Origin of the sequence: Marinagarivorans algicola, assembly GCF_001292705.1 — a bacterium.
Lineage (GTDB): Bacteria > Pseudomonadota > Gammaproteobacteria > Pseudomonadales > Cellvibrionaceae > Marinagarivorans > Marinagarivorans algicola.
On record NZ_LGAK01000021.1, the window covers coordinates 52,577 to 76,159 of the forward strand.

At 46.8% G+C, this 23,583-nt stretch carries 16 protein-coding genes; 2 read left to right on the top strand and 14 right to left on the bottom strand.

Annotation, left to right across the window (positions count from 1 at the left end; all coding sequences use genetic code 11):
- Nucleotides 1–328 precede the first annotated feature (328 nt).
- From AC438_RS08870 to AC438_RS08880, 3 genes are all read right to left on the bottom strand, one after another.
- Nucleotides 329–2,557, bottom strand: a complete 2,229-nt coding sequence (locus tag AC438_RS08870) for a DUF1631 family protein (protein WP_156317042.1) — start codon at nt 2,555–2,557, stop codon at nt 329–331.
- A gap of 301 nt (nt 2,558–2,858) precedes the next feature.
- A complete protein-coding gene (locus tag AC438_RS08875; RefSeq protein ID WP_053980899.1) occupies nt 2,859–5,276 on the bottom strand; it encodes a serine/threonine-protein kinase in 2,418 nt (805 codons plus the stop codon).
- Nucleotides 5,277–5,445: 169 nt separating this feature from the next.
- Entirely contained in the window at nt 5,446–7,062 is a 1,617-nt protein-coding gene (locus tag AC438_RS08880; RefSeq protein WP_053980900.1) for an NAD-dependent malic enzyme, read from the bottom strand.
- 438 nt (nt 7,063–7,500) lie between these two features.
- On the opposite strand from AC438_RS08880, the gene AC438_RS08885 reads away from it, so the two are divergent.
- On the top strand, nt 7,501–8,748 hold the full coding sequence (locus tag AC438_RS08885; RefSeq protein ID WP_053980901.1) for an FAD-dependent monooxygenase: 1,248 nt from the start codon (nt 7,501–7,503) through the stop codon (nt 8,746–8,748).
- Nucleotides 8,749–8,763: 15 nt separating this feature from the next.
- Here the strand turns inward: AC438_RS08885 and tcdA are convergent, their stop codons facing one another.
- Nucleotides 8,764–9,594 carry a tRNA cyclic N6-threonylcarbamoyladenosine(37) synthase TcdA gene (gene tcdA, locus AC438_RS08890; protein WP_053980902.1) on the bottom strand — a complete coding sequence of 277 codons (831 nt, stop codon included), beginning with the start codon at nt 9,592–9,594 and terminating at the stop codon, nt 8,764–8,766.
- 415 nt (nt 9,595–10,009) lie between these two features.
- On the opposite strand from tcdA, the gene AC438_RS08895 reads away from it, so the two are divergent.
- Entirely contained in the window at nt 10,010–12,037 is a 2,028-nt protein-coding gene (locus tag AC438_RS08895; protein ID WP_053980903.1) for a putative bifunctional diguanylate cyclase/phosphodiesterase, read from the top strand.
- 48 nt (nt 12,038–12,085) lie between these two features.
- Here AC438_RS08895 and AC438_RS08900 read toward each other — a convergent pair whose 3' ends face one another.
- The 10 genes from AC438_RS08900 to AC438_RS08945 form a co-directional block, all read right to left on the bottom strand.
- Complete coding sequence (locus AC438_RS08900) at nt 12,086–13,183, bottom strand: ABC transporter ATP-binding protein (protein ID WP_082354050.1); 1,098 nt, start codon at nt 13,181–13,183, stop codon at nt 12,086–12,088.
- 111 nt (nt 13,184–13,294) lie between these two features.
- The gene (gene argF / locus AC438_RS08905; RefSeq protein ID WP_053980904.1) at nt 13,295–14,206 is read right to left on the bottom strand and encodes an ornithine carbamoyltransferase; all 912 of its coding nucleotides are present in this window, start codon (nt 14,204–14,206) and stop codon (nt 13,295–13,297) included.
- 9 nt (nt 14,207–14,215) lie between these two features.
- Nucleotides 14,216–15,376, bottom strand: a complete 1,161-nt coding sequence (locus AC438_RS08910) for an acetylornithine transaminase (protein WP_053980905.1) — start codon at nt 15,374–15,376, stop codon at nt 14,216–14,218.
- A gap of 677 nt (nt 15,377–16,053) precedes the next feature.
- Nucleotides 16,054–16,281: a hypothetical protein gene (locus tag AC438_RS08915; protein ID WP_053980906.1), complete on the bottom strand. Its 228-nt coding sequence runs from the start codon at nt 16,279–16,281 to the stop codon at nt 16,054–16,056.
- Between the two features lie 183 nt (nt 16,282–16,464).
- Nucleotides 16,465–17,268, bottom strand: coding sequence for a symmetrical bis(5'-nucleosyl)-tetraphosphatase (locus AC438_RS08920; RefSeq protein WP_053980907.1), 804 nt, complete (start codon nt 17,266–17,268; stop codon nt 16,465–16,467).
- A gap of 12 nt (nt 17,269–17,280) precedes the next feature.
- Complete coding sequence (gene apaG / locus AC438_RS08925; protein WP_053980908.1) at nt 17,281–17,706, bottom strand: Co2+/Mg2+ efflux protein ApaG; 426 nt, start codon at nt 17,704–17,706, stop codon at nt 17,281–17,283.
- The gene (rsmA, locus tag AC438_RS08930) at nt 17,699–18,532 is read right to left on the bottom strand and encodes a 16S rRNA (adenine(1518)-N(6)/adenine(1519)-N(6))-dimethyltransferase RsmA (protein WP_053980909.1); all 834 of its coding nucleotides are present in this window, start codon (nt 18,530–18,532) and stop codon (nt 17,699–17,701) included. The genes apaG and rsmA overlap by 8 nt, the downstream gene beginning before the upstream one ends.
- Nucleotides 18,533–18,603: 71 nt before the next feature.
- Entirely contained in the window at nt 18,604–19,662 is a 1,059-nt protein-coding gene (gene pdxA, locus AC438_RS08935) for a 4-hydroxythreonine-4-phosphate dehydrogenase PdxA (RefSeq protein WP_053980910.1), read from the bottom strand.
- Nucleotides 19,663–19,665: 3 nt separating this feature from the next.
- Nucleotides 19,666–20,976, bottom strand: a complete 1,311-nt coding sequence (locus AC438_RS08940; RefSeq protein WP_053980911.1) for a peptidylprolyl isomerase — start codon at nt 20,974–20,976, stop codon at nt 19,666–19,668.
- 72 nt (nt 20,977–21,048) lie between these two features.
- Nucleotides 21,049–23,559, bottom strand: coding sequence for an LPS-assembly protein LptD (locus AC438_RS08945; protein WP_162230716.1), 2,511 nt, complete (start codon nt 23,557–23,559; stop codon nt 21,049–21,051).
- Between the last annotated feature and the right edge of the window lie 24 nt (nt 23,560–23,583).

Genomic DNA, 23,583 nt, shown 5'->3' on the forward strand with positions numbered 1-23,583 from the left:
GCCGCTCAAGCTATCTACGACTTTATGCTCCTCGACTTTATTTCCTGTAAAGTCTAATCTTGCATATCCTTATGCAGGTGCAAAGTCTTATCTTATAGGCTTATTATGTGCCCCTACCTTGTAGGCTCCGATGAGATGCAAAATATACGTTACGGCTTAATCTTTGCTACCTGTAAGGCGTAGTGTTTACATGTCCAGAAAATAACCTATGATGTCTTGTTGTATTTTTACTCCTGCGGGCAAAGAGCAAATAAGAAATTAACTAGACTTGTGACTGATTTATGGAGTCTTACTGAATTAATTAAATGCTATTGAATAGTTACGATTTTTAATGATTGGTGCTTGCGTTATTTGTTTTATCTCGGCGCAGTCCCGATACTACTTCTTCTAATGCGGAGTTAAATATTTTATTATCATTTTCAATGGTAGTCATTTGGCCATTTTTAATGGCATCGACCAGTCCTGGCATACCTAACTGTACGACTTTAATACCATTTCTGTTAATAAAAATATAGTTGTTGGTTTGCTTTATGATAGCCGCTAAGCGGCATCTTATAATACCCCTACCTGGCTCATGCCAGTTAAAAGCCATACCTCGACTAAAAGTGAATATTTGTTGCTCTATTTCGGCATCAGTGTGCAGGGGAGTATGCGGGGTACTGGTATTCAGCCTTGTCGAAGACGATGAGCTATCGACACTGATTTTGGATGAGATTGGCGCTGCTTGTACTGGACTAGGTTGTTCGGTACGTGTGATTGAATTATCGTTTTTGAGTGTCGGTATAGATGAGATTGTGTGGGCGTGCTCGATATTATGTGGATTAGGGTTTTCAGCGGTTTGCGTGTTTTTAAGTGTAAAGTCCTTAGGTGCTTCTTGACCCGCTAGGCAGGTGCGTAACGTCTGATTAAGTGCTTCGATCATTTCTGCTGCATCAAATACGCTATGTGTGCAAAGCGCTAGGCACTGTTGTATTTCTATAAAAATCAGAGGTAGTTGTTGCGCTCTATTGATTTTTTCTTTGGTGTTCGTGCAAGGCGTTGCTAATCGGCTAAGTCTTTGAAGTAGCGCTATATGCTGTTTCCATTGGGTTGACTGGGTGCCATTATTCAGTGCGCAAACAGTCAGTACTTCTCGCCATAATGTATTGGCAAATAAAACAATAATAGTCGGTGGTTTGAGCTGCTTAATTTGCTCTTTAATTGCCGAGTTAACGATGGTGTCAATTTTTTGAAGCGTAAGTTTACTCTGAGTGCTCGCCGTGAGGCGAGTACTCAGTAATGATAATTGCTTAACGGTACGAGGCTGCTGCCGAAGTTTTTTTAATGCTCGTGTAAAAATCTCGATATCAGAGCTAAAGTTTTCACAAATGTCAGCGGTGATATTATCAACGCATCGAATAATAGGACTGTTGAGCTTAGGATCATTGCTGTGCTGCCAATCTAAGGCAAAGGTGACTATTTCATTAATTAGCACTCTAAAGGGGTGTTGACTGGTGGTAAAAAATGACTTATCAATCATTGTTATTTTCAAAGTGGGAATTAATAATCGATGAATATAACCTTTTATAATAGTGTCAATATTTTTATGCCGAGTTGTGATGGCAAACATCACATTGACCAGTTTAATGAGCTCTAGTGTGCGAGTAGATATCTGACCGTGAATGGCTAGGCGGCTCTGTATATTCGTGAGCAACTGAATCGTTGCACCAGAGTGATGTGTGGTTGTTTGGGCGAGTTCACGCTGTGCAATATCTAATATTCTGAGTTGATCTTTAGGTGTTATTTCTTGCGATTTTTTGTTATTTTTTAGTGTGTTTTGTAGTATGGATGCTGTGACATCATCAAAGCAGTAGCGGTTATTTTCTTGTTTTTTTTGAAGGATTAATTGCGTGACTTGCTGGCCTGAAAAGTGTTTGTCAGTGGGATCGGTGGCAGGGATATTATAGGCGTTGAGTTGTTGCTCTAGGCCTTCATAAACTGCTTCAAGCGAGTTAAGAACGATATCATTAAAGGCCTTTTTTACGCACATCAGAGCCTCTGGAGGTAGCGCTAAATGCTGTATTTGCGTGCGAAAAAATGCACTTAAAACAGGTCGCGACATGATGTTTTGATCGGTAACACGGTGTGCTAATGCGCTATGAATACGAGCCATTAAATGATTTAACGCTCTGACTTCGCCCGACCGATTGTGTTTGTCAGAGGTGACGCTGGTTGTGGTAATGGGTGATTGAGTATGAGTTTGCGCACTCATAAAATGACTAAAAGACATATCAATATGATTAAGGAAAGCCCGAATAAAAGTCTTTTTTTGTGCTCTCAACGTGTGACTTACCTCAAAAAGCTGTCTTTCGAGGTGTTGATGAGCGGCCGTATCTGCAGCAAAAAAAATAGCTTCATCGGCTCGTTCAAAAAAGACATTGAGCAACGCCTCTAAGACGACTCTGTATTTTTGGTGCACGCAGGCGATACTGGCTGGCAGTTTATTTAACTCTAGGTGAATAGGGTTTGCCATCGAGTCGAGCGTTACTATCTCGGCACTGGTGTTAGTCGGGGGCACAATTTACTCCTGCAAATCTAGCGTCACTTTCAATAATTGCCTAAGTCAAGGTATTAATGATTCCAAAGTGAAATAAAACGCTAAAGGCTTATCTCATTACTTACTCTAACATAAACTAAAGTGCTATTTTTTCGAGTGGTTAATAATTTGGGATGAGCGTTATATCAATAAAGTATAAGGCTATATTTGCAATGAGGAGGATGCCAGAGGACTGAAGACTAGTGCTTGTCGGTTCTTGAGGTGGGCTGAGAAGCTAGAGCCAGTAAAATGTTGTATTCGGGGATATTGGTATCCCTATGACTTAACTCACTTTAAAGTGTAGTGATCCTAAGGCTGGACTTGAGTGTGTTTTATGAATATCGATGCGGTAGCGACCCGCCTTAATGCCTGCGCGGCTTAGGTCGAGTAAAAACTCATATTCGCCTTTAGGACCAGTAATAAATAATACTTTGTGGCCAAGCGTTAGGTTGTTTGTCTCATCAATTAACTGGGCGTGTAGTTGCATTTGCTCGGGGGCAAAATTGAGATATTCAAATCTAAAAAATAATTTGTCGGCCACGGCAATACTGCGTGGTTGTTTGCGGTCGAGGCGAGGCTTGGGTGCCCCTGAGGCTCTGATATTAATAATTTTAGGGCGGTTAGCAGTTTGATGCTCTTGAATAATCTGTTCTATATCGTGTGCAACGGTTTGTATTGCTTTATCGCGAGAGTGCTCTTGCTGTGCTTCGCTGGCTGCTCTTTGTGCCTGGCCATAGTGCCCTTGTTGAATAAGTGAGAGCAAATGAGCTTTAAATACAGCGCTTAACTGGTTGCGTTGTTGCACTGCGGATGTGTTGTCTGGATCAAGGATTAACAGGCGAGATAATACAGCATAGGCATTTTGGGCTTTAGGGCTATAGATAGCTCCATGTTGTTGATAGCGTTCGGCTTTTTTAAGCAGTGCTTGAATTTTCTCGGCGTGGGCACTTTGATTAAACAGCTGCGCCTCTAGGTTTAAAGCTGGCTGATAAAAAGGTAATACCGAGAGCGCCAAATACATAAAACGGCGCGCATTTTTAATGTCTTGCGCGTCTAAAGCATTGCGTGCACTTTGTGTTAGCGATTGGGCAATGCGCGAGAGACCGTCATGAGCAGGCTTAAATTCAGGTGCAATGGCCAGTATTGCTTGGTAGCTCGCGGCGGCATTGTGCTCGTTGGGTTCGACGAGTTGTTTGCGTATCCAATATTGCTGGGCCTTTTGCTGCAGTGACTCGATTTGGCTGCGAAGGGTCATTTGGCTGCGTATATTGTTTAGCATTGCTGTCGTATAGCGAGGAAACAGCGAGACAACCAGTGCCAGCTGACGCTGAGCCTCTTTGAATTTACCCTGATTAAACAAAGGCATAATGCGGTTTATCTGCTCGTCTGCTAGGGCATTAAGTATATATTGAGTGTCGCTATTGTTAGGCTCAATCGATAATACTTGACGGTACAGCTCAACTAATTGGGTTAAATGGTGCTCAGATTTCTCGTGATGGTAGCTGCTTTTTGCATGAGTAATACGTTGCTGAATACTGCGCAGTGCTTGTTGTTGTTCGGCTGATAGCGGCTTGTCAGCTTTAAGGTTAGATCGTGAGCTTTGCAGGTTTTGCGGCTGACCCAGCGAGGATTGAGCCTCAATACTACTGGGCTCATAAGTGCTTACCAAGTAGAGCCCGATTGAAACCAGTAAGGTGACACAAGCGCCGGCAGCATACATAGGCCACTTTATATCCACAATAGTTGGCGGCTCTTGCGAGTGAAATGATAAGGTAAAGTTTTCGGGCTCTTCTTCATGAATCCCGTCGCCATACTGGTGGAGAGGCTGCTCACCGACCAGTGTTGGCGTGTCAAAATCGACAGGTTCCGAGTGATCGCTTTCGCGGTGCATATTATCCGCTAGTAAGGTCACATCCAGTTCGTCAAGGGCCGCAATAAACTCGGCACCACTTTGAAAGCGATCATCGGGGTCTTTGGCCATTGATTTATCGATTAGCCATTGCATTTCTCGCAGGTAGGCGGGTAGCTCGGGAATGGCTTCGGTAATATGCCGAATACCAATAGCCACGGCAGAATCTCCCTCGAAGGGCACGTAGCCTGCGGTCAAATAAAATAAGACAACCCCGAGGCTATAGAGGTCGGCACGCGGATCAACATCGAGCCCTTTGGCTTGCTCTGGGCTCATATAATGAGGTGTACCTATTGCGGTACCGGCTTGGGTAACGCTGATATCGGCTTCGCTGGCACGGGCAATGCCAAAATCCATTAAAACGGCGCGTTTGGTTGCCGCTTCGATCATAATGTTTTCGGGTTTAATATCGCGATGTACATACCCTTTAGCTCCCGAAGTATCTAGGGCACTGGCGATATCTTTGACTGCGCGTATTTTTTCTTGGAAAGTCAGTTGCTTGCGGCAGTGTTTAAGATCCTCACCGTCGATGTATTCCATCGACAGGTAATAGCTACCTTCAAAAAGACCAACATCGTAAACCGTGACAATATTCGGGTGAATTAACTTACTCACAATTTGGGCTTCACGCATAAAGCGCTGACCAAAAGCTGGGTCTTCGTTGAGTGCACGCGACATGATTTTGAGCGCAACTTTGCGCTCAAAAATTTCTTGTACGGCTAAGTAAACGGTTGCCATCCCGCCCTTTCCCAGAGTTTTGCTGATTGTATAGCCTGGGATTTTAACCGTCATTCAATTGCCTTATTGACCAAAAAAGTATTTAAGGGAATGTTAGGTATCCTTTTGACGCCTAACATTGCGTATTGCCATCATAGCTCATACATTACTGCTTGAGTAGTATTGGCACTTAACGTGTTTCATGAACGGCTCACATAGATAGTATTTTTGGGTGGATTAAGGTCTAAATGTACTTTGGGTCGTACATGTGGCTTGCCACATAAGCCTGTAAGTCTAATGGACGTTTGAGTGTGGTTAGTGCTTGCTCAAAAGCTGTTTGTGCGACGGCCACTGCAATCTTTAAGGAAACATCACGAATACGTGTAAGCTTTGGATACACCATACCTAATTCGAACTCCTCTTCATTGACGCAATGGGCTAAGGTTTTAGCTGCCGCTAAAAACATATCATCGCTAATCAGAGTGGCTTCTGCGGTGATGGCACCTAAGCCAATACCGGGGAAGATATAAGCGTTGTTTCCTTGACCGGGTTGAATTATTTTTCCTTCGTACTCTACTGCATCAAAGGGGCTGCCACTGGCAAATATTGCTTTACCGTCACTCCATGCATATGCTTGTTCGGCGGTACATTCAGCTTGTGATGTAGGGTTTGAAAGTGCAAAGATAACAGGGTGCGGGTTGTGGTCGCACATTTTGCGAATCACGCGTTGGTCAAACGTGCCGGGGCAACCTGTAGCGCCAATCAAAACATCGGGCTGAATCGTATCAATGGCCTCGATAAAGTGTAGACCCTCATGTTGATGCGCGTAAGGGCGGTTATGCTCCATTAAGTCATCGCGCCCAGCAACAACCAAGCCTCCCACATCGACAAACCATAGTTTTTCGAGTGCCTCTTGTTCGCTGCACCCTTCGCGCATGAAGGCCACTTTGAGTAAGTCAGCAATACCGGTTGCGGCTGAGCCTGCCCCTAAAAACATGACCGTTAAATCTTTGAAGGCTTTGCCTGTTTTCATGCAGCTGGCATAGACACCTGCTAGCGCGACAGCAGCGGTACCTTGAATATCATCGTTAAAACACAGTATTTTATCGCGATAGGTATTAAGTAATGTATAGGCGTTGGGCGTCAAAAAGTCTTCGAATTGGATGAGGGCTTTGGGGTAGGCATCTTGTACGGCTTGTACAAATTCATCCACTAGCTGGGTGTAGTCTTCACCTCGAATACGCGGGATGGGTGTTCCTAAATAAAGAGGGTCTTCGCGTAAGGTTTGGTTATTGGTGCCAACATCGAGCATCACGGGTAAGCATTGTGCCGGTGAAATACCGGCACAGGCGGTATAAAGCGCTAGTTTTCCAATAGGAATACCCATGCCGTTAGTGCCCAAATCCCCCAATCCCAAAATGCGCTCGCCGTCGGTGATAACGATGATGCGAATATCTTTTTCTGGCCAATTATTCAATATCGTGCGTATATCACCTTTATCGTTGGGGGTAATATAAAAACCGCGAGGTTGCCTAAAAATATGAGCGAATTCGCGACAGGCTTGCCCTACCGTCGGTGTATAGATGATGGGCATGATCTCTTCAATATGATCAATGACGAGTCGATAAAAAAGCGTTTCGTTGCGGCACAAGAGCGAATGCATAAATACATAGCGTTCAATATCACTATCTTTACGTCGGATATTAGCCAGAGCTCTGACCTTATGATCGTCGAGATCGAGTACTGCCGGTGGTAATAGGCCGCGCAAACCTAAAGTTTCGCGCTCTTCATGTGAAAAAGCTGTGCCTTTATTATTGCGTACATCCGCGAGTAGTTCGAATCCGCGTAAATTGTTGGTCATTGAGTATCCTTAAGGTCAATCTGCAAGGTTAACGGTAGAGTGAGATTGCGTTGAATGGTTGCGAGCGGCTGAACACCGGCACCTATGGTGCAAGTATGTCCCTAAAAGGTCGTCTTTGCATAAAAAATGTTGCATTGTGCGACCTTTTCTGAGGACTGAGTATTACCTATGAGCTCGGGTGGTTATCGAATAACCGTGTATGATGTTTTTTTGATCATAAAAGATGATTGTGTAGCCATAAAATAGAAATAGGCTTTATCGCGGCGGGTACCGAATATTCATTGTGCATGGGTATTTATCCACCGGATCTTGGGGCGCATGTGGTGTCATCAGTACTGGCGAGTTGCTGCAACGTCAAAGTGATAAAATAACATTACTCAAAGCGGAAATTCAATGTTGAGTGTCGTATGATAATGATCTCTATTGCAAGGTGTCGTTATGCCAATATCTGCTATTTCTCAAGGTCAAAAGATTGCTATTGTTGGAGGCGGCATGGTAGGTGCTGTCACGGCATTGCTACTGTCGCGTTATTTACCGCATGCCACGATTCAATTATTTGATCGTTTAGCGGGAGGGAGCACTCAAAACGATGAGCAAGCCCCATCAGCGAGGCCTAGTTTTGACGGTCGCTCTACCGCTATTGCACCTACGACACAGCGGTGTTTTAAACAGCTGGGGCTATGGTCGCAATTGCTCCCACACGCTACGCCTATACATAATATTCATATTTCAGATAAAGGGCATGCAGGGCAAGGGTTATTTGATCGTTGTGATAATGCGGGTGAGCCTTTAGGGTATGTGGTGCAAAATGCTGGCTTAGGGCCGGTGTTGATGCGTGCTTTAAGGCAGGCGAACAGGCTCAAAACACATGAGTGTGAAGTGACGGCCGTCAATATCTGTGCAAGCGGTGCGTTATTGACGCTGAGTGATCACTCGACTTATTGTGCCGATTTAGTAATTATTGCCGATGGCGCTGATTCACAACTGAGGGGGCAACTGGGTATTACGGCTCGGGTTGATGATTACCAGCAGCACGCCATAGTCGCTAATGTGCGCCATACTCAAGCGCATGAATTAACGGCCTACGAGCGCTTTACCGCACGAGGCCCAATGGCTTTACTGCCTCTTGGCGGTCATGCTAATGCCGTTGAAAGCACGTTGGTATGGACGTGCCCGAGCGCACACTGGCACCATTATCAAACTATGAGCCCGGCTGATAGATTGGTGCAATTACAGCGGCAATTTGGATTTAGGTTAGGCCATTTCAGTGCCATGAGTGATCCGGCTTTTTATCCGTTACGTCGAGTATTAGCCGACGAGCAGGTGCGCCAACATGTTGTACTGATGGGCAATGCGGCGCACTTTTTACACCCAGTGGCAGGCCAAGGTTTTAACTTATCAGTACGTGATGCATTAAGGTTGACGGCGGTGTTAAAAGCGTCTGCCGAGCAAGGCCAATATTTGGGTAGTCTAGATGTGCTGGGTCAGTATGAGCGCGAGCAGGCCGCAGACCAGTATTATACCGTTGGGCTGAGTCATAGTTTTCATCGGCTATTTACGGGTGCGCCATTACCGGTTCAGCTGGGTAGAACTTTAGGTTTTTTAGCGCTGGAGCTGAACCCTATGATACGCACGCACTTTATTGGGCTTTTATCCGGTCAGGCGGTGCCACAAGCAACACTGTAGGTGTGTAGGGCGCTTTTATTGGCCACTTGGAGAGTGCTTAGCGGCATGGCAGTCTTGTAAATAGCGTGTAATCGCTTGACTAGCGGCCATAAAACCAAAGCTGCCTGTTAACATGGTGGCAGAGCCAAACCCGCCGGCACAATCGAGTTTTACCCCTTCACTCATGCCCTTTTTATTCTGGCATACGCTACCATCTTGTTGTGGGTAGCGCATCTGTTCACGTGAATACACCGCATCGACCCGAAATTTCCTTTTTGTATTGCGCTCAAAATTGTAGTGTCGATGTAACATGTTGCGCACTTTAGCCAATAAGGGGTCGGAGATGGTGCGACCTAAATCATTTACCGCAATTTGCGCGGGATCTATTTTGCCACCAGACGAGCCAGTCATAATCAGTCGTTGCTTACGATAGATACAATGTGCCGCTAAGGCTGCCTTAACATTGGCCGAATCGATAGCATCAATAATAATATGATGCTCACAGGTGATGAGTTGGTTAAGGTTCTTAGGTGTTAAAAAATCTTCATGCGAGTGCACGGTGATTTCGGGATTGATGTCTTTTAGGCGTGCGCACAATACGGCATTTTTTTGTTGGCCGAGCGTAGACGCTAATGCATGCAGCTGACGATTGCTATTGGTGATGCAAATATCATCAAGCTCAATCAATGTTAATGTGCCAACGGCACTGCGCGCTAAAGCTTCTGCCACCCAAGATCCGACGCCGCCTAACCCAACGATGGTCATATGTGCGTTGGCTAATTGGGTGAGAGCTTCTTGGCCATACAGGCGCGCAACGCCTCCAAATCGTTGTTGGTAAGCGGTGCTCAGTGGCGGAAGGTTGTCCATGGATGCTCCTTTATAGCGGCGTGATCGCTGTTCTATGATGATGGGCGAGTCTTTTACGGTATTCATGTGTATTTGGCAACTTTTTGTCTGTATTTGCGCGCGTTCATCATGGTGATTCGTTGGCGATGGCTATACACCTGTGCGGTATCTACGACCTTGTCCTCAAATAGCATCAAAAGGAGCTGAGTGCTTAAATACCCAGAAAACAATCCATCAGCACCCTTATCAGATGATTTTTTTCAGCTCGGCTGAATAGTTGCGTCCGCGCTAGCCAGAAACATAAACACCGTGTGATTGGCGTATAGAGCTTCATGATCTCGGTGTCACCGCTTGTCTGATCTTTGAATCAGTGCTTGTATGGTGACCTATGATTAGGAGGTTGATTATCGCCATTTAAAAATGATTTGGGTCTTTCATGACTAAACCGCCTAAAAAAACGCACAAGACAGGTGCGGATACCCATCATAAGAATGCCCATCGTCCTGGTGAGTCGCGCGGGCCTTTTACGTTAGGCAAAGTTTCTCCTATCGTCAAAGGCGTACAAGCTATTGCTGGTGGTGCGCGTGAGGAACAAGACACCAAAGTGACTTCAGTCGATGCGCCGCTAAGAGGCCCGGATGCTTCGCACTTAACGCTTGACGCCGATCGCTTAAGTATCCCTGAGTCTGCATCAGGGCGCATTTTACATGATGAGCTTGTCGGTCATGGGCTTAAGCGCAATGATGATTTATCCACATTATTGACCGGCCTATTAACTGACTTACCGATATTTGTGTGTGTTCTTAATCAACGTCATACGTTGGAATATGCGAATAGTCGCTTTGCGTATTTTGAAGGAGTCAATGCAGCCTATAAGCATCAAAAAAACTTTGATGCTCTTTTTCCTGTTGGTTTAAGTGAGCGTATTGATGACTTAGTCGTGAGTGATGATTACGAGCAGGCACAAGGCGTGGATATCTGCATTAAGCATAAAGATAAAGTCATGCACACTTACCATGTGGTTAAACTCAGGCGCTTTTTAACTGGTGAGCAGCCATGGCACATCGTGGTAGGGGTAGATGTTACCGCGCATTATCAGGCTAAGCATGCACTGTTAGATCATCAATCGCGTTTAGATTATATGATTTACCATGACCCGCTGACAGGGCTCGCAAACCGCGCACTTTTTTATGATCAAATTTCCAAGGTTCTTACGCGTGCTCAGCACGAGGACGATAATTTTGCTTTATTGCTGGTGGATATTGATCGTTTCAAAAATATCAATGATAGTTTAGGGCACGATGCTGGTGATGTACTGCTGAAGATGGTGGCTAATATTCTCAGCGAAGAATTAAGAGATACCGATTCTGTGGCGCGCCTAGGTGGCGATGAGTTTGTGGTGGTACTTGAGCGAGTACACAGTGTTGCCAATGTTGAACAAATAGCCACCAGAATACTGCAAAAATTAGCACTGCCTGTCTCGTTGCGAGGCCATGAAATAACCTCTACCGCGAGCATTGGCATATGCTTTTACCCGCGAGATGGTGACTCAATTGATGCCCTGTTAAAGCATGCTGATATTGCCATGTACAGAGCAAAGTGCGCCGGTAAAAATCGCTATGAATTCTTTTTAAATGATATGCAGTCGAGTTTGGTCGATTCATTGCTACTGGAGAACGAACTGAGGCGCGCTATTATTCAGCAAGAAATGCATCTGCATTACCAGCCTCAAATTGATATCCGCACAGGAAGAATTATTGGTCTTGAGGCATTGGTGCGCTGGCAGCATAAAGAGCGTGGCATGATATCACCGATGGACTTTATCCCTTTGGCTGAAGATACAGGTCTGATTGGGGCATTGGGCGAGTGGGTACTGAATCATGCTTGTGAGCGCTTTCAAGCTTGGCTAATGGCAGGGCTTAATTTTGGTAAAATAGCAGTTAATTTATCGGCAAAACAATTTCGCATGGAGCGCTTTGAGCAAACTGTCGTCAAAGCACTCACGCATACTCATCTCGCACCGCAATATCTGGAGTTAGAAATTACTGAAAGTTCAGCCATGGAAAATGCAGAAGAGGCTATTAATATGTTGAATTGCTTGAATCAGTTGGGCTTATCGTTGGCGATTGATGATTTTGGTACGGGCTATTCATCGTTGGCTTATTTAAGGCGATTTCCGATCAACAAGCTAAAAATTGATCGCAGTTTTGTCAATGATATTAATGAAGATGGCGAGGATGCAGCGATTGCCAAATCGATTATTGATTTGGCGCATAATTTGAAATTGGAAGTGCTCGCTGAAGGGGTGGAGCAGTTGGATCAAGCGCATTGGTTGTTGGCGCGCGGCTGTATGCAGGTTCAAGGCTTTTATTATTCTAAACCGTTGAGCGAAGAGCAGCTGCTCGACTTAGTAAACAGTGAAAAAGCAGTGCGTGATAGTTTAGGTATTCGCTTGGTTTTATAGTGGCGCTTCATGCCGCGCGCGACCAGCAAAAGCACTTAGCTTCCTTGACTAAGTGATTATGTCTATTTGCGAGGGGAAAGCAATCAAATGATCAGCAGCCACCCGTATTCCTATTTCGCGCCCTACCTCAAAGTCGTCGTGACTCGGCAGTGCCGTTGATAGCTCAGCACCTGTTGGCAGCTTTAAGCTATAAATTGTCGAGGTACCTGCAAACAGTTTATGACTGATGATTGCTCGGTAGGGGCTATGACCATCTTCGATAATATCGTCGGGCCTGAGTAGCACGTCGAGCGCGGTATTTTCTGCCCAGTGGTGGGGTTGATGGTTTTTGAGTAGGCCTAATTCGCATTCGATACTATCCCCTGACCTTGCAAAACCAGGTAATAAAACACCTTGGCCAACAAACTTTGCCACATAGCGTGTTGCAGGCTTGTGATAAATATTATAGGGCGTATCCCACTGTTCGATACGTCCTTGATTGACTATGCCTAACTTATCAGCAAAAGCGAAGGCCTCTTGTTGGTCGTGTGTCACCATCAGTGCACTGGTTTTTCGAGTTTTTAAAATGTCTCTGAGCTCGAGTGCTAGGCCGCGCCTTAACTCGGTATCTAAGTTAGATAGCGGTTCATCGAGTAGCAGTAGCTTGGGGCTCGGCGCCAGTGCGCGAGCAAGGGCCACGCGTTGTTGCTGCCCACCCGAGAGCTCATTGGGGTAGCGGTGTTCTAAACCGGTAAGCTTTACTAGGCGCAGTAACTCAAGGCAGGTGTCAGCCGGTGTGCTATGTGCATGCCCTTTAAGACCAAAAAGAATATTTTGGGCGACGGTTAAATGAGGGAATAGGGCATAGTCCTGAAACACCATGCCGACGCTGCGTTTTTCAGGTGCTAGGTGCACATGTGCGCTAGAGAGCATGTGCGTACCGAGTGTAATATCACCCTCACTAATGGCATGAAAGCCTGCAATACTACGCAACACCGTCGTTTTACCGCAGCCGCTTGCGCCTAATAGCGAGCCTATTTCACCATCGGCGAGTGATAGCGAGAGTGCATTAACTACGGCATGGGCGGCTGTACTGTCGGTGTGCGATGTCAGAGTGCGAGTAGGGTAGTGACAGGTGACATTGTTCAGTGTAAGTGTTGCGCCCATAGTTAACTCTCTTTTGTGAACGATCAAAAAACGGGCTTGCTCTTTGGCCGTTAAGATAGGAGCGAGCGCTGCTGTACGCGCTTTCCATATAAATAGTCAATGTGCCGATGTTTATAGCTTGCCCAGTAAAAATAACATCAATGCTTTTTGTGCGTGGAGTCTATTTTCGGCTTCATCCCATACAATGGAAATATTTTTATCTTCTAGTAGTTCAGCACTCACTTCTTCGCCGCGATGGGCTGGCAGGCAATGCATAAATACGGCATTGTGATTGGCGTGCGCCATGAGTGCGTGATTGACTTGAAAGTCGGCAAACTGTTGTTCGCGGGCTTTTTGTTCTTCTTCTTGACCCATGCTAGCCCACACGTCAGTGGCGACCCAGTCAGCGCCTTTGACGGCCTCGATTGGGTTGTGCGTAATACTGATGCGTCCTTGGTGTTGCTCAACCAATTGCGCATCAGGCTCAAAGCCTTTAGGACAGGCGATTGAAAGCTGAAAATCACACAGCGCCGCGGCATTGATATAGGAGTGACACATGTTATTGCCATCACCAATCCACGCGACTTTTTTACCTTTAGGTGAGCCGCGATGCTCAACATACGCTTGGATGTCAGCCAGTAATTGGCAGGGATGGTAAGTGTCGGTCAATGCGTTAATGACTGGTACTTGTGAGTGTTGAGCAAAGCGCTCAACAATGTCGTGACCAAAGGTGCGTATCATAATAATATCGACCATACGCGATAAAACACGCGCTGAGTCTTCTATGGGCTCGCCTCGGCCGAGCTGAGTATCGCGCGAAGACAAAAACAAGGCGGCGCCCCCGAGCTGCGTCATACCAGCTTCAAACGATACACGTGTGCGCGTTGATGACTTTTCAAAAACCATGCCGAGTACTTTTTGCTCGAGCTGTTTATTAATTTGGCCTTCGTGGTGCGCTTTTTTGAGCATGATGGCGGTATGAATAACGTGTTCTAGCTCTTGAGGAGATAGATCGGTCAGCGATAAAAAGTGGCGAATGCTCATGTTGATATCCTAGGCATAAAAGTCATGAATAAGTTGGACGACGAGAGTGATGATGTCGTCTGCTTGCGCCTTATTCAGAATCAGTGGGGGAAGCAAGCGAATCGTATTGCCCGCAGTAACGTTGAGTAGTAGTTGTTGTTGCATGGCTTTGGTGACGATATCGGCGCAAGGAGTATCGAGCTCAATACCCAGCATTAAGCCTTGGCCGCGAATATCAACCACATGAGGGTTATTGCTAAGCGCATCGCGAAAACGTGCAATAAAATAGCGGCCTAACTCACCCGCTTTGTGACAAAGGTCTTCGGTGAGAATAGTATTCACAGTGGCGCATGCAGCAGCACAAGCTACTGGATTACCGCCAAACGTTGATCCGTGATGGCCCGGCTGTAAAACGGTGGCGGCTATGCCACGAGCCAAGCAAGCCCCTAAGGGCATACCGTTGGCTAAGCCTTTTGCTGTGGTTACTACATCGGGTAAGATACCGCGCTGCTGATAAGCAAAATAACTACCTGTTCGCCCATTGCCTGTTTGAATTTCATCTAAAATAAGCAGCCAGTTATTTTCATCACAGAGGGCTCTGAGTGATGTTAAATAGTTATCATGGGGGACGTGAACACCGCCCTCACCTTGAATAGGTTCCATCATGACGGCAACGGTATTGGCTGTTGCTGCGGCTTTGATCGCGGCGATATCATCAAAGGGAACATGGCTAAAGCCGTCTATTAGCGGAGTGAAGCCGGCTTTAATCTTGTCGTTGCCGGTAGCTGTTAGTGTGGCCATTGTGCGACCGTGAAAACTGCTATGTGCAGTAATAATATGCGGTGCGCTAATACCTTTGTCGTTGCCATACTTACGCGCGATTTTGATCGCGGCTTCGTTAGCTTCGGCGCCGGAGTTTGAAAAGAATACGCAGTCCATACCTGCTACATCAACTAAGCGCTGGGCCAATTCCACTTGCGGCTTGACTAGGTAAAGATTAGATACATGAACCAATGCATTGGCTTGCTCGTTAATGGCTTGGGAAACGGCATGGTGGCAATGCCCCAATCCGCAAACGGCAATGCCCGATAAGCCGTCGAGGTAGCGCCTGCCCTGATCATCCCATACATAGGCGCCATCACCTTTGGTTAGTGTTATTGCGCGCTCGCCGTAAGTGTTCATTAAGCTCATGTGAGGTACCCGTGCTTGATGTCATATCATTTAATCGGCTGTATATGGGCTTTTTAATAATGCGACCAAAAAACAAAAAGGCAGCCAAGGCTGCCTGTGAAGCAAGATATTCTAGGTGTAATTCAGTGGTTTGTAAATTCTGCTGTGGTGAGCCGTACTCGCTATCTTTAGTTTACTGCTTTTACCCTATTTTTTGAAATCACTACAGCGCGCCGAGTAAAAACGTATGCTTTAGTAGCTTTTAAAGGTGCTGAATTGGGCACTGATGAATCATTGCCTGGATCGCTCAAGCCATCTATGGTCACTATTTAAGCGCTCCCGGCGCTTAAATGCTCAGTAAATAACCCATTAACACCTTGTTAAGAGGTTTTTTGGGTTCGGCTGAATAATTACATTGTCTATAAGCTTCAGTGACTAATGATGAATATTGTGCGCTGAACGTTCGTTGGGCGTAAAAGAGTGGAATGAATAGCGATTGTCACACGCCGTGTAAGCTTTAGGGTGGCTCGCGGCAACAGAGAGGAGGGCTGTCGCGAGCCGATAAAATCATGGCGTTATTTTTTTGGGGGGCTCCAGTGTTGCTTTTTATCGTTGAAAGGTAAAAAAGAGACTCTACATCGTGTAGAGGGTTTGGTTTGATGCGGATCACTCCAAGCACTTGCTATTGGCAGCGCGTGTTATTCAAAATGCTTAGTGGTATCGGGTTTCTTTTTGTCGTTACCCGAAAGGGCTTTTTGCATATAAGCATAATAATCATCGCTTAATGAACGATTATTATCGCGCCTGTCTTTACTTTTGCGACGTTTGCGATGAAATAAGTCAATATCCATATTGCCACAGGGGTCGGCGTCTTCTCGGCGGTCAGTGCCTTTGCGGCGGTCAATAAAAAAAATAGGGTGATGCATAGCGGTAACTCTCGTCTGAAGTCTCAACGAACTCAACTTTAGCGTTTCTCATAAAAAAAGCCAGCGCTTTGACGTAAAAGAGTGCATGATTGGAAGAAAAAACCGCTAAGTGGCGCTTAGATTGCCCTATGAGGTCGACGGTGAATGCGACCTGTCAAAATCACCTAGCTTTTTAGGTCTTCACTATCGCGAGGCGTCAACACAGGTACGCTCAAGGGTGTCGAGATTCAGCATGGTCAACTGGCCACCCCAAACACAGCCGGTATCTAAGGCGTGCATATTGGGCGTCGGGCAGCGCCCCTCTAAGCCGGCCCAGTGACCAAAAATGAGTTGGCGTTTTGTTTGTGTGGGCTGCTCAAACCAAGGTGTATAGCCAGCAGGTCCATTATTGGGGTCTTCTTTTGCGGTAAAGTCTAGATTGCCATTAGCGTTAATAAAGCGCATGCGAGTGAGGTAATTTGTGATGACTCTGAGGCGCGCTGTGCCTGTCAGCGTATCATGCCATTGATCGGGTGCATTACCGTACATATCAAATAAAAAGTGGCGGTAGGTTTCGTCTGATTGTAACGATTGTGATACTGACTGGGCAAGCGACAGTGCTTGCGCTTCAGTCCAAATATGCGGAATACCAGCGTGACTCATCATAAACTGCGCATCACACTGGATCAGAGGCTGTTGCCTTAACCATGTGACTAGTTCGTCGCAATCGGGTGCTGTAATCACATCGTGCAGTGTATCTTTAGGGGTGAGTTTACGTGCGCCGACACTCGCAGCAATCAGGTGTAGATCATGATTACCTAACACAATACGGGCTTGTTGGCCGAGTGCTTTAATGTATCGCAACACGCTGAGGTTGTCGTGTCCTCGGTTAACCATATCACCGGCTACCCAAAGGGTGTCGTGGTTGGGGTCAAACGCTGTTTTTTTTAACAGCCTAAAAAACGCGTCAGCGCAGCCTTGAATATCACCAATGGCCCAGTCTGTCATAATGCGGCCTACTCAATGAAGTTTATGTGCTTGAATTAACGCAAACGTTGGGATACTCACCTTAAAGCTCAGTCCTTCGAGGGTTTGCATGTCGTAGTGTCCTGTCATTGTGCCAATTGGGGTAGTGATGACAGCGCCACTGGCGTAGCGATAGTGTTGTTGGGGTTGGATAACCGGTTGTTGGCCAATCACCCCTGGGCCGTCTACTTTTTGAGTGGTGGGTGGGTGAGGGGCGTCAGCCTCTTCAGTGATTAACCAATGGCGGTGGAGCAGTTGCACCGGGACAAGACTATTATTGCTGATGGTTATTTCATAGCTATACACAAAGCGATTGGCGCGCGGTTGTGATTGTTCGGCTAAAAAACGGGTTTGCACGCTGACTGTGACCGCTTGGCTTAAAGCGGTAGTCTCATCTTTTGCGCTGGTAGGATCACTCATTGTTATCACCCGCGGCGAGACTCTGGGGTGATTGATTAAACAAGTAGTTAGCGATTGCAACATACGTGCTAAGTGCTAAGTTTTCGGGGCGCTTAGAGGGGTCGATACTTAATGCCTCGAGCTCTTCACTGCTGAGTAAGGTTTTGAGCGTATTGCGCAAAGTTTTACGGCGTTGACTAAAGGCTGTGCGCACGACTAAATCCAGTGTTTTATGATCGTCAGCAGGATGTGGCGGCGTTTTATAAGGTGTTAATCTAACAATGGCTGAGTCCACTTTAGGTTGCGGGTCAAAGCATTCTGGGCCTACATCAAAAAGATGTTCTACTTCACACAAATACTGCGTCATGATACTGAGGCGACCGTAGTTGTTTTCGTTTTCTTTAGCGGCCATTCGCACAACCACTTCTTTTTGCAGCATAAAGTGCATATCTTGCACCCTGTCACTATAGCTAAGTAAGTGGAATATCAGGGGTGTTGATATGTTGTAAGGCAAATTACCGACGATACGCAGTGGTCGCTCAGCGCTCCCGAGTTGCGCAAAGTCAAACTTTAAAGCATCAGCTTCATTGATATGAAAGTGCTCAAGGTGGCCAAATTTTTCACGTAAAATAGGGATAAGGTCGCGATCGAGCTCCACGACATTAAGATTTGGGCACACATCTAAGATGAGGCTGGTAATGGCGCCTTTACCGGGACCAATTTCGACCATGTTATCGGTCGCGCTGGGTCGAATAGAGCGCACAATATGGCTAATAACGCGTTGATCATGCAGAAAATTTTGGCCAAAGCGCTTGCGTGCGCGGTGATTTTTTTCGTTATAACTCATGATCATTTGGCCTTAGTATTAAAGAGAGCTAAAAATAGGAAAGTAACATGCATAGAAAAAAGTCGCTTTGCTTAATCGGCGTTGCGACGGTTTTGTATCATTTCGGTGGCGTAGTGCATAGCGGTGTTTAAGCTGCCCATATCAGCAAGACCTTTGCCAGCAAGATCTAAAGCCGTACCATGATCTACCGAGGTGCGAACAAAGGGGAGGCCCAGCGTTACATTGACGGCTTGACCAAACCCTTTATATTTTAAGACGGGTAGGCCTTGGTCATGATACATCGCCAAAACCGCATCGGCGTTGGCTAGGTGCTTAGGCGTAAAAAGCGTATCGGCAGGCAGTGGGCCGGTTAGGGTGATACCCTCTTGGCGTAAAGCATCGAGCGCTGGAATAATCGTCTCGATTTCTTCGCGCCCCATATGACCGCCTTCACCGGCATGAGGGTTAAGCCCGCACACATAAATCTGTGGGTGAGCAATGCCCCATTGCGTGATGAGATCGTGATTTAAAATACGCACAACGCGACTGATGAGTACTGGGGTAATAGCGCTAGGCACATCTTTGAGCGGCAGGTGTGTTGTCATCAGTGCCACGCGCAAGCCTTTAGTCGCTAGCATCATCACAACATTTTCACGGCCGCTGCGCTCGCATAAAAACTCGGTATGGCCACTAAAGGCGACGCCGGCATCATTAATAATGCTTTTTTGTATGGGCCCTGTAACAAGGCCTGCAAAGGTGCCCTCAAGACATAGGTCGGTTGCGATCTCGAGTGTTTTGAGCACGTAAGAGGCATTGGCCGCATCGAGCTGGCCCGGTATTACGGTAGTACCCAAGGGCACATCAAGTACATAAAGCACTCGGTACGGGTTGCCTTTGGGGTGATCCTGAGCTGGCGGCATGCTTTGAATATCTTGACCAATACAATAATCAATCAGCGCAATATCCAAGTTCAAGCGTTTGGCTGTTTGGGCGAGTAACGCTTTACTGGCGACGGCAACAATTGGCAATGACTGAGTTGACGCACTGGCGGCATAGCGACAAATAAGTTCAGGCCCAACCCCTGCCGGCTCGCCTGGGGTGACGGCAATAATGGGCAGGTGATGGGCCGATGTGGTGCTAGAGTGATGCATTCATTAGCTCGCGGTTTTAATTTCAACAAAAGCTTCGTCACGCAACTCACGCAGCCAAACTTGTAGCTCATCTTCAAAGCGGCGGTTCGTTAAAATATTACGCGCTTTATTGCGAATCACCGCTTGCGTCATGTCTTCATCGCGTTGCTCTTGTACTTGCAATATATGCCAGCCAAATTGGCTACGAAAAGGTGCCGAAATCTCACCGGTGGGCGTTTGTGTCATGGCGGCTTCAAATTCGGGTACAAATTGCCCAGGGTTTGACCAGCCAAGGTCGCCGCCAGCGAGCATAGAGCCAATATCTTCAGAGTGCTCTTTGGCGAGTGCCGCAAAGTCTGCGCCATCAATGATTTGCTGGCGAATGGTGATGAGTTTTTGCTCGGCTTCTTCGTCGGTTAAAATGGCTGAGGGCTTCACTAAGATATGACGCGCTTTAAATTGCTTAACAACTTGAGTGTCTTCACCGCGTTTTTCGTAAAGTTTAATCAGGTGAAAGCCGGCCGCGCTGCGCGAAGGCTTAGAAACACCGCCGATACTCAGCGTAGGCGCTATTTCAGCAAATAAGCTCGGTAGGTCGCTGGTCTTGCGAAAGCCAAGGTCACCGCCTTTTAGTGCGTTAGGGCCTTTTGAATAGGCAATGGCGAGTTCGGCAAAGACCGCGCCCTTTGTGGCTTGCTCGTACAGTGATTGTGCCTGTGCCTTGGCGGACTCGATCTCAGCCTCTGTGGCCGATTGAGGAAGGGCGACTAAAATATGACCCAAATGGTACTCTGGAGAGAGCCAAAATTGTGCCTCAGCCGACTTCAAAAAGTTGTCAATTTCTAGGTTCGACACGGTAATACGTTGAGAGACTAAGCCGCGCTGAATGTTCTGGATTAACATATCGCGTTCTATACGCTCTTTAAGCAGGCTAAGTGTGAGCCCTTCCAGTGCAAGCTGTGCGGTAAATTGTGCGTCGGTGAGGTTGTTTTTTTGCTGCATTTCTTTGATGGTGGCATTGATTTGGGCATCTTCAATGTTGACACCATAGCGGCGGGCTTTTTGCACTTGAAGTTGCTCGACAATCAAGTGTTCAAGCACTTGCTCTTGAAGCACGCTGGCTTCGGGTAGCGCCATTTTAGAGCGTGCGGCATTGGCGGCGATAGCGGTGATACGCTCGTTGAGGGTGGATTGTAAGATAATTTGATTATCTACAATCGCAGCAATACTATCGAGTAATTGCGGCTCGGCAGCCGCACTAGGCACTAGGCTGCTAAACGTAACGGAGGCACTAAAGGCTAGAGAGGCCGCAAGGTAGCTAAGCGGATTTTTCATATAAGGTCCAATGATGTGCCAGGGCACAAATTTATTAATATTATGTTGTCTAAGTGAATGCTTAAGCGGTGTTTATTGTTTATCTTGATAGCCAAAAATACTGTCTTTTAGAAGGCTTTCAATGCGCTTGCCCGAGCTACCAAGGCCCATCAGCTCGATTTCAAAAAACAAGCCTTGGTCATAAGGGCGTCGTGTATCTTCTGTGCCGCTGGCCAACTTGGCATCAAGCCAGCGTCTTGCGACAGTGCGAATACGGTAGCAGCAAGCGTCATATTCGAAGCCAACAAAGGTTTCAAGTTCCCGCTTTTCATCCAAATCGTAAAACGATCGGCCAATTAAACGCCACTGATTGCTGGTGGGCAAATAAAAGGAGACATCCAGCTGATCAATTTTTTGGCTTAAGCTGCCACCGTTTAAGGTTTGCTCACGTGCGTATCGGTAATCAATATTGAGCAGCCAGTCGCCATGGGTAAAATGTGTGCCAATGTTAGCACGCATTAACTTGTTGGTTTTAGGGTTAAACTGCGCGCTGCCTAAAGTGCGTAGGTTTTCGGTGAGGTTGACCGAAAATTGACCTGCAAGATCGGACTCTTCAGCGGTGTCTGCCGTCGCGTTTAAGCCGACTTTACGATCATCAAAATAAAACAACTGACCGACGCTAATATCCCATAGTGGCTGACCATTTTCGCGTAAATAGCGGTGGGTAAGACCTAAAGTCATTTGATTGGCGTCATCGAGTCGATCCCCACCGGTAAAGCGATGCGGCCTAAAAAGCTGATTGTAACTAAATGTTAGTGGTGAGGTATCAAAGTTGACACTTTGATTATCGTAAGTGACATTCAGTAAACTGCTGTGATCGGTGTATTGCCTAAAGAAGTAGAACAGCCGAGGCTCTAGGCTTTGACGCCCACTGGCATGCTCAAAAATCAAGCCGCTATCAAAGCTTGCATAGTGGGTTGATAATGTGGGCGTGCTGTTGGCGGTGGCCTTGAGCTCGTCCTTATCGAGGTTGTAGCTCATGCCTTGGGCGCCAATACTGGGCTTAATAAACCCCCAGCTAGTATCGCGCTGATAGTGTAGCTGATAGTCTAAGCGCGTGCGTTCACCGGTGATAATGGCTTGACCATTAAGTTTTTGCTCTTGACGATGATCAAATGCCACAAACTCATGGTACAAGCTGGCGCCAAAATCCCCTAAACGGTAATTGCCCTCGGCCTGAAGTTGCGGTAACCGGCGATAAGAGTCATCGATATCGGTTAATAAATTTTGCGCATTATAAAAATTGGCCGACACATGCCAATTCGCAAAATCGTAGCCTACACGGGCATTTTGTGTCATGTAGGTTTCGTTGGCTACATTAAAGCTAGCCGCAGGTAAGTCACGTAAAAAGTCGGTATCGCTAACGCGCCCATAATTGATGGCACTGTACCAAGGTTGATGTCGTCCTCCCTCATGGTCAAATTGCATTAACCAGCGGGAGTCTCCTTTGTGTGGGCGCAATTCTTGTTCCGTCGCTTTGCCGGTTGCAATGAGGGCATTTTCGTTAGCGTTATCGCCCCCTCTGTCGTTAGGTAGTGCGGAGAACTGCACTTGATTGGAGTGCGTATACGCAAGATAGCGATATTCGGCCTCGAGCATGGCGCCGCGCCGGTTAACATAGCGCGGCGTAATGGTAGCATCTTGATTGGGAGCAATGTTCCAGTACCACGGCTGGGCAAAATCTAATCCACCATCGACCGTACCAATGCTCGGGGTTAGCAAGCCCGTTTGGCGTTCACTGCCTAACGGAAAGCGAATATATGGTGTGTACAAAACGGGAATACCAGCGATACGAATCACAACATCTCGGCCATAACCTTGTTGAGCGTCAGGGTCTAAGGTTAACTTTTTGCCCGATAATAACCATGACTTATCGTTGGGTTCACAGCTGGTGAAGGTACCGTTCTCTAACACGAGCTTACCGCTGGACGCGTGTGCTAAGCGTCCAGCGGTACCACGTAGGTGCTGTGCATGTATCACAAAACTACCATCGGTAAATTCGGCCTCATTAGCAATCATATTCACGCTGGCGGTATGACCTAAAATGAGACTGCCAGTTTGACGAATCATGACGTGACCGCGCAAGCTCGCTTGTTCGGTTTCTTTGTCAAAGCTCATCGCGTTAGCTTCAATAATACGCGCGCCTTGGCGTACATGAACACCTTGGCTTAATTCGATGTGCGTGGTATTCATGTTGGCTGCGCCAGCATCAACTTCAATTAAAGTATTCGCTGGGTCAGGGGTGGGCTTGTCGGCAAAAGGGTCAACATAAATACCGTAACAAGCCGGTTTGAGGCGACTGATTTGTTCAGGCGTTAATTGGTCTCGGGCTTGCCAATCGGTTTGAGCGGCTGTGCGAGTGGTCGTTTTATAAGTCGTTGCTGATGCTGTATGTTGTTGGGGCGCGTGTTCAGCAAGGGCGCCGGTGGTGATAAAAAGCGTGCACATTAAGGGCGTCCTAATCATAAGCGATTGGAGCTCAATGAAGGCACTTAGCGTTTTTTGCTGAGGTCTGACGTTGTCGTCAGCATTGGGGTTAGGCATACTGCGGGGTCTTTTATGCGCGTC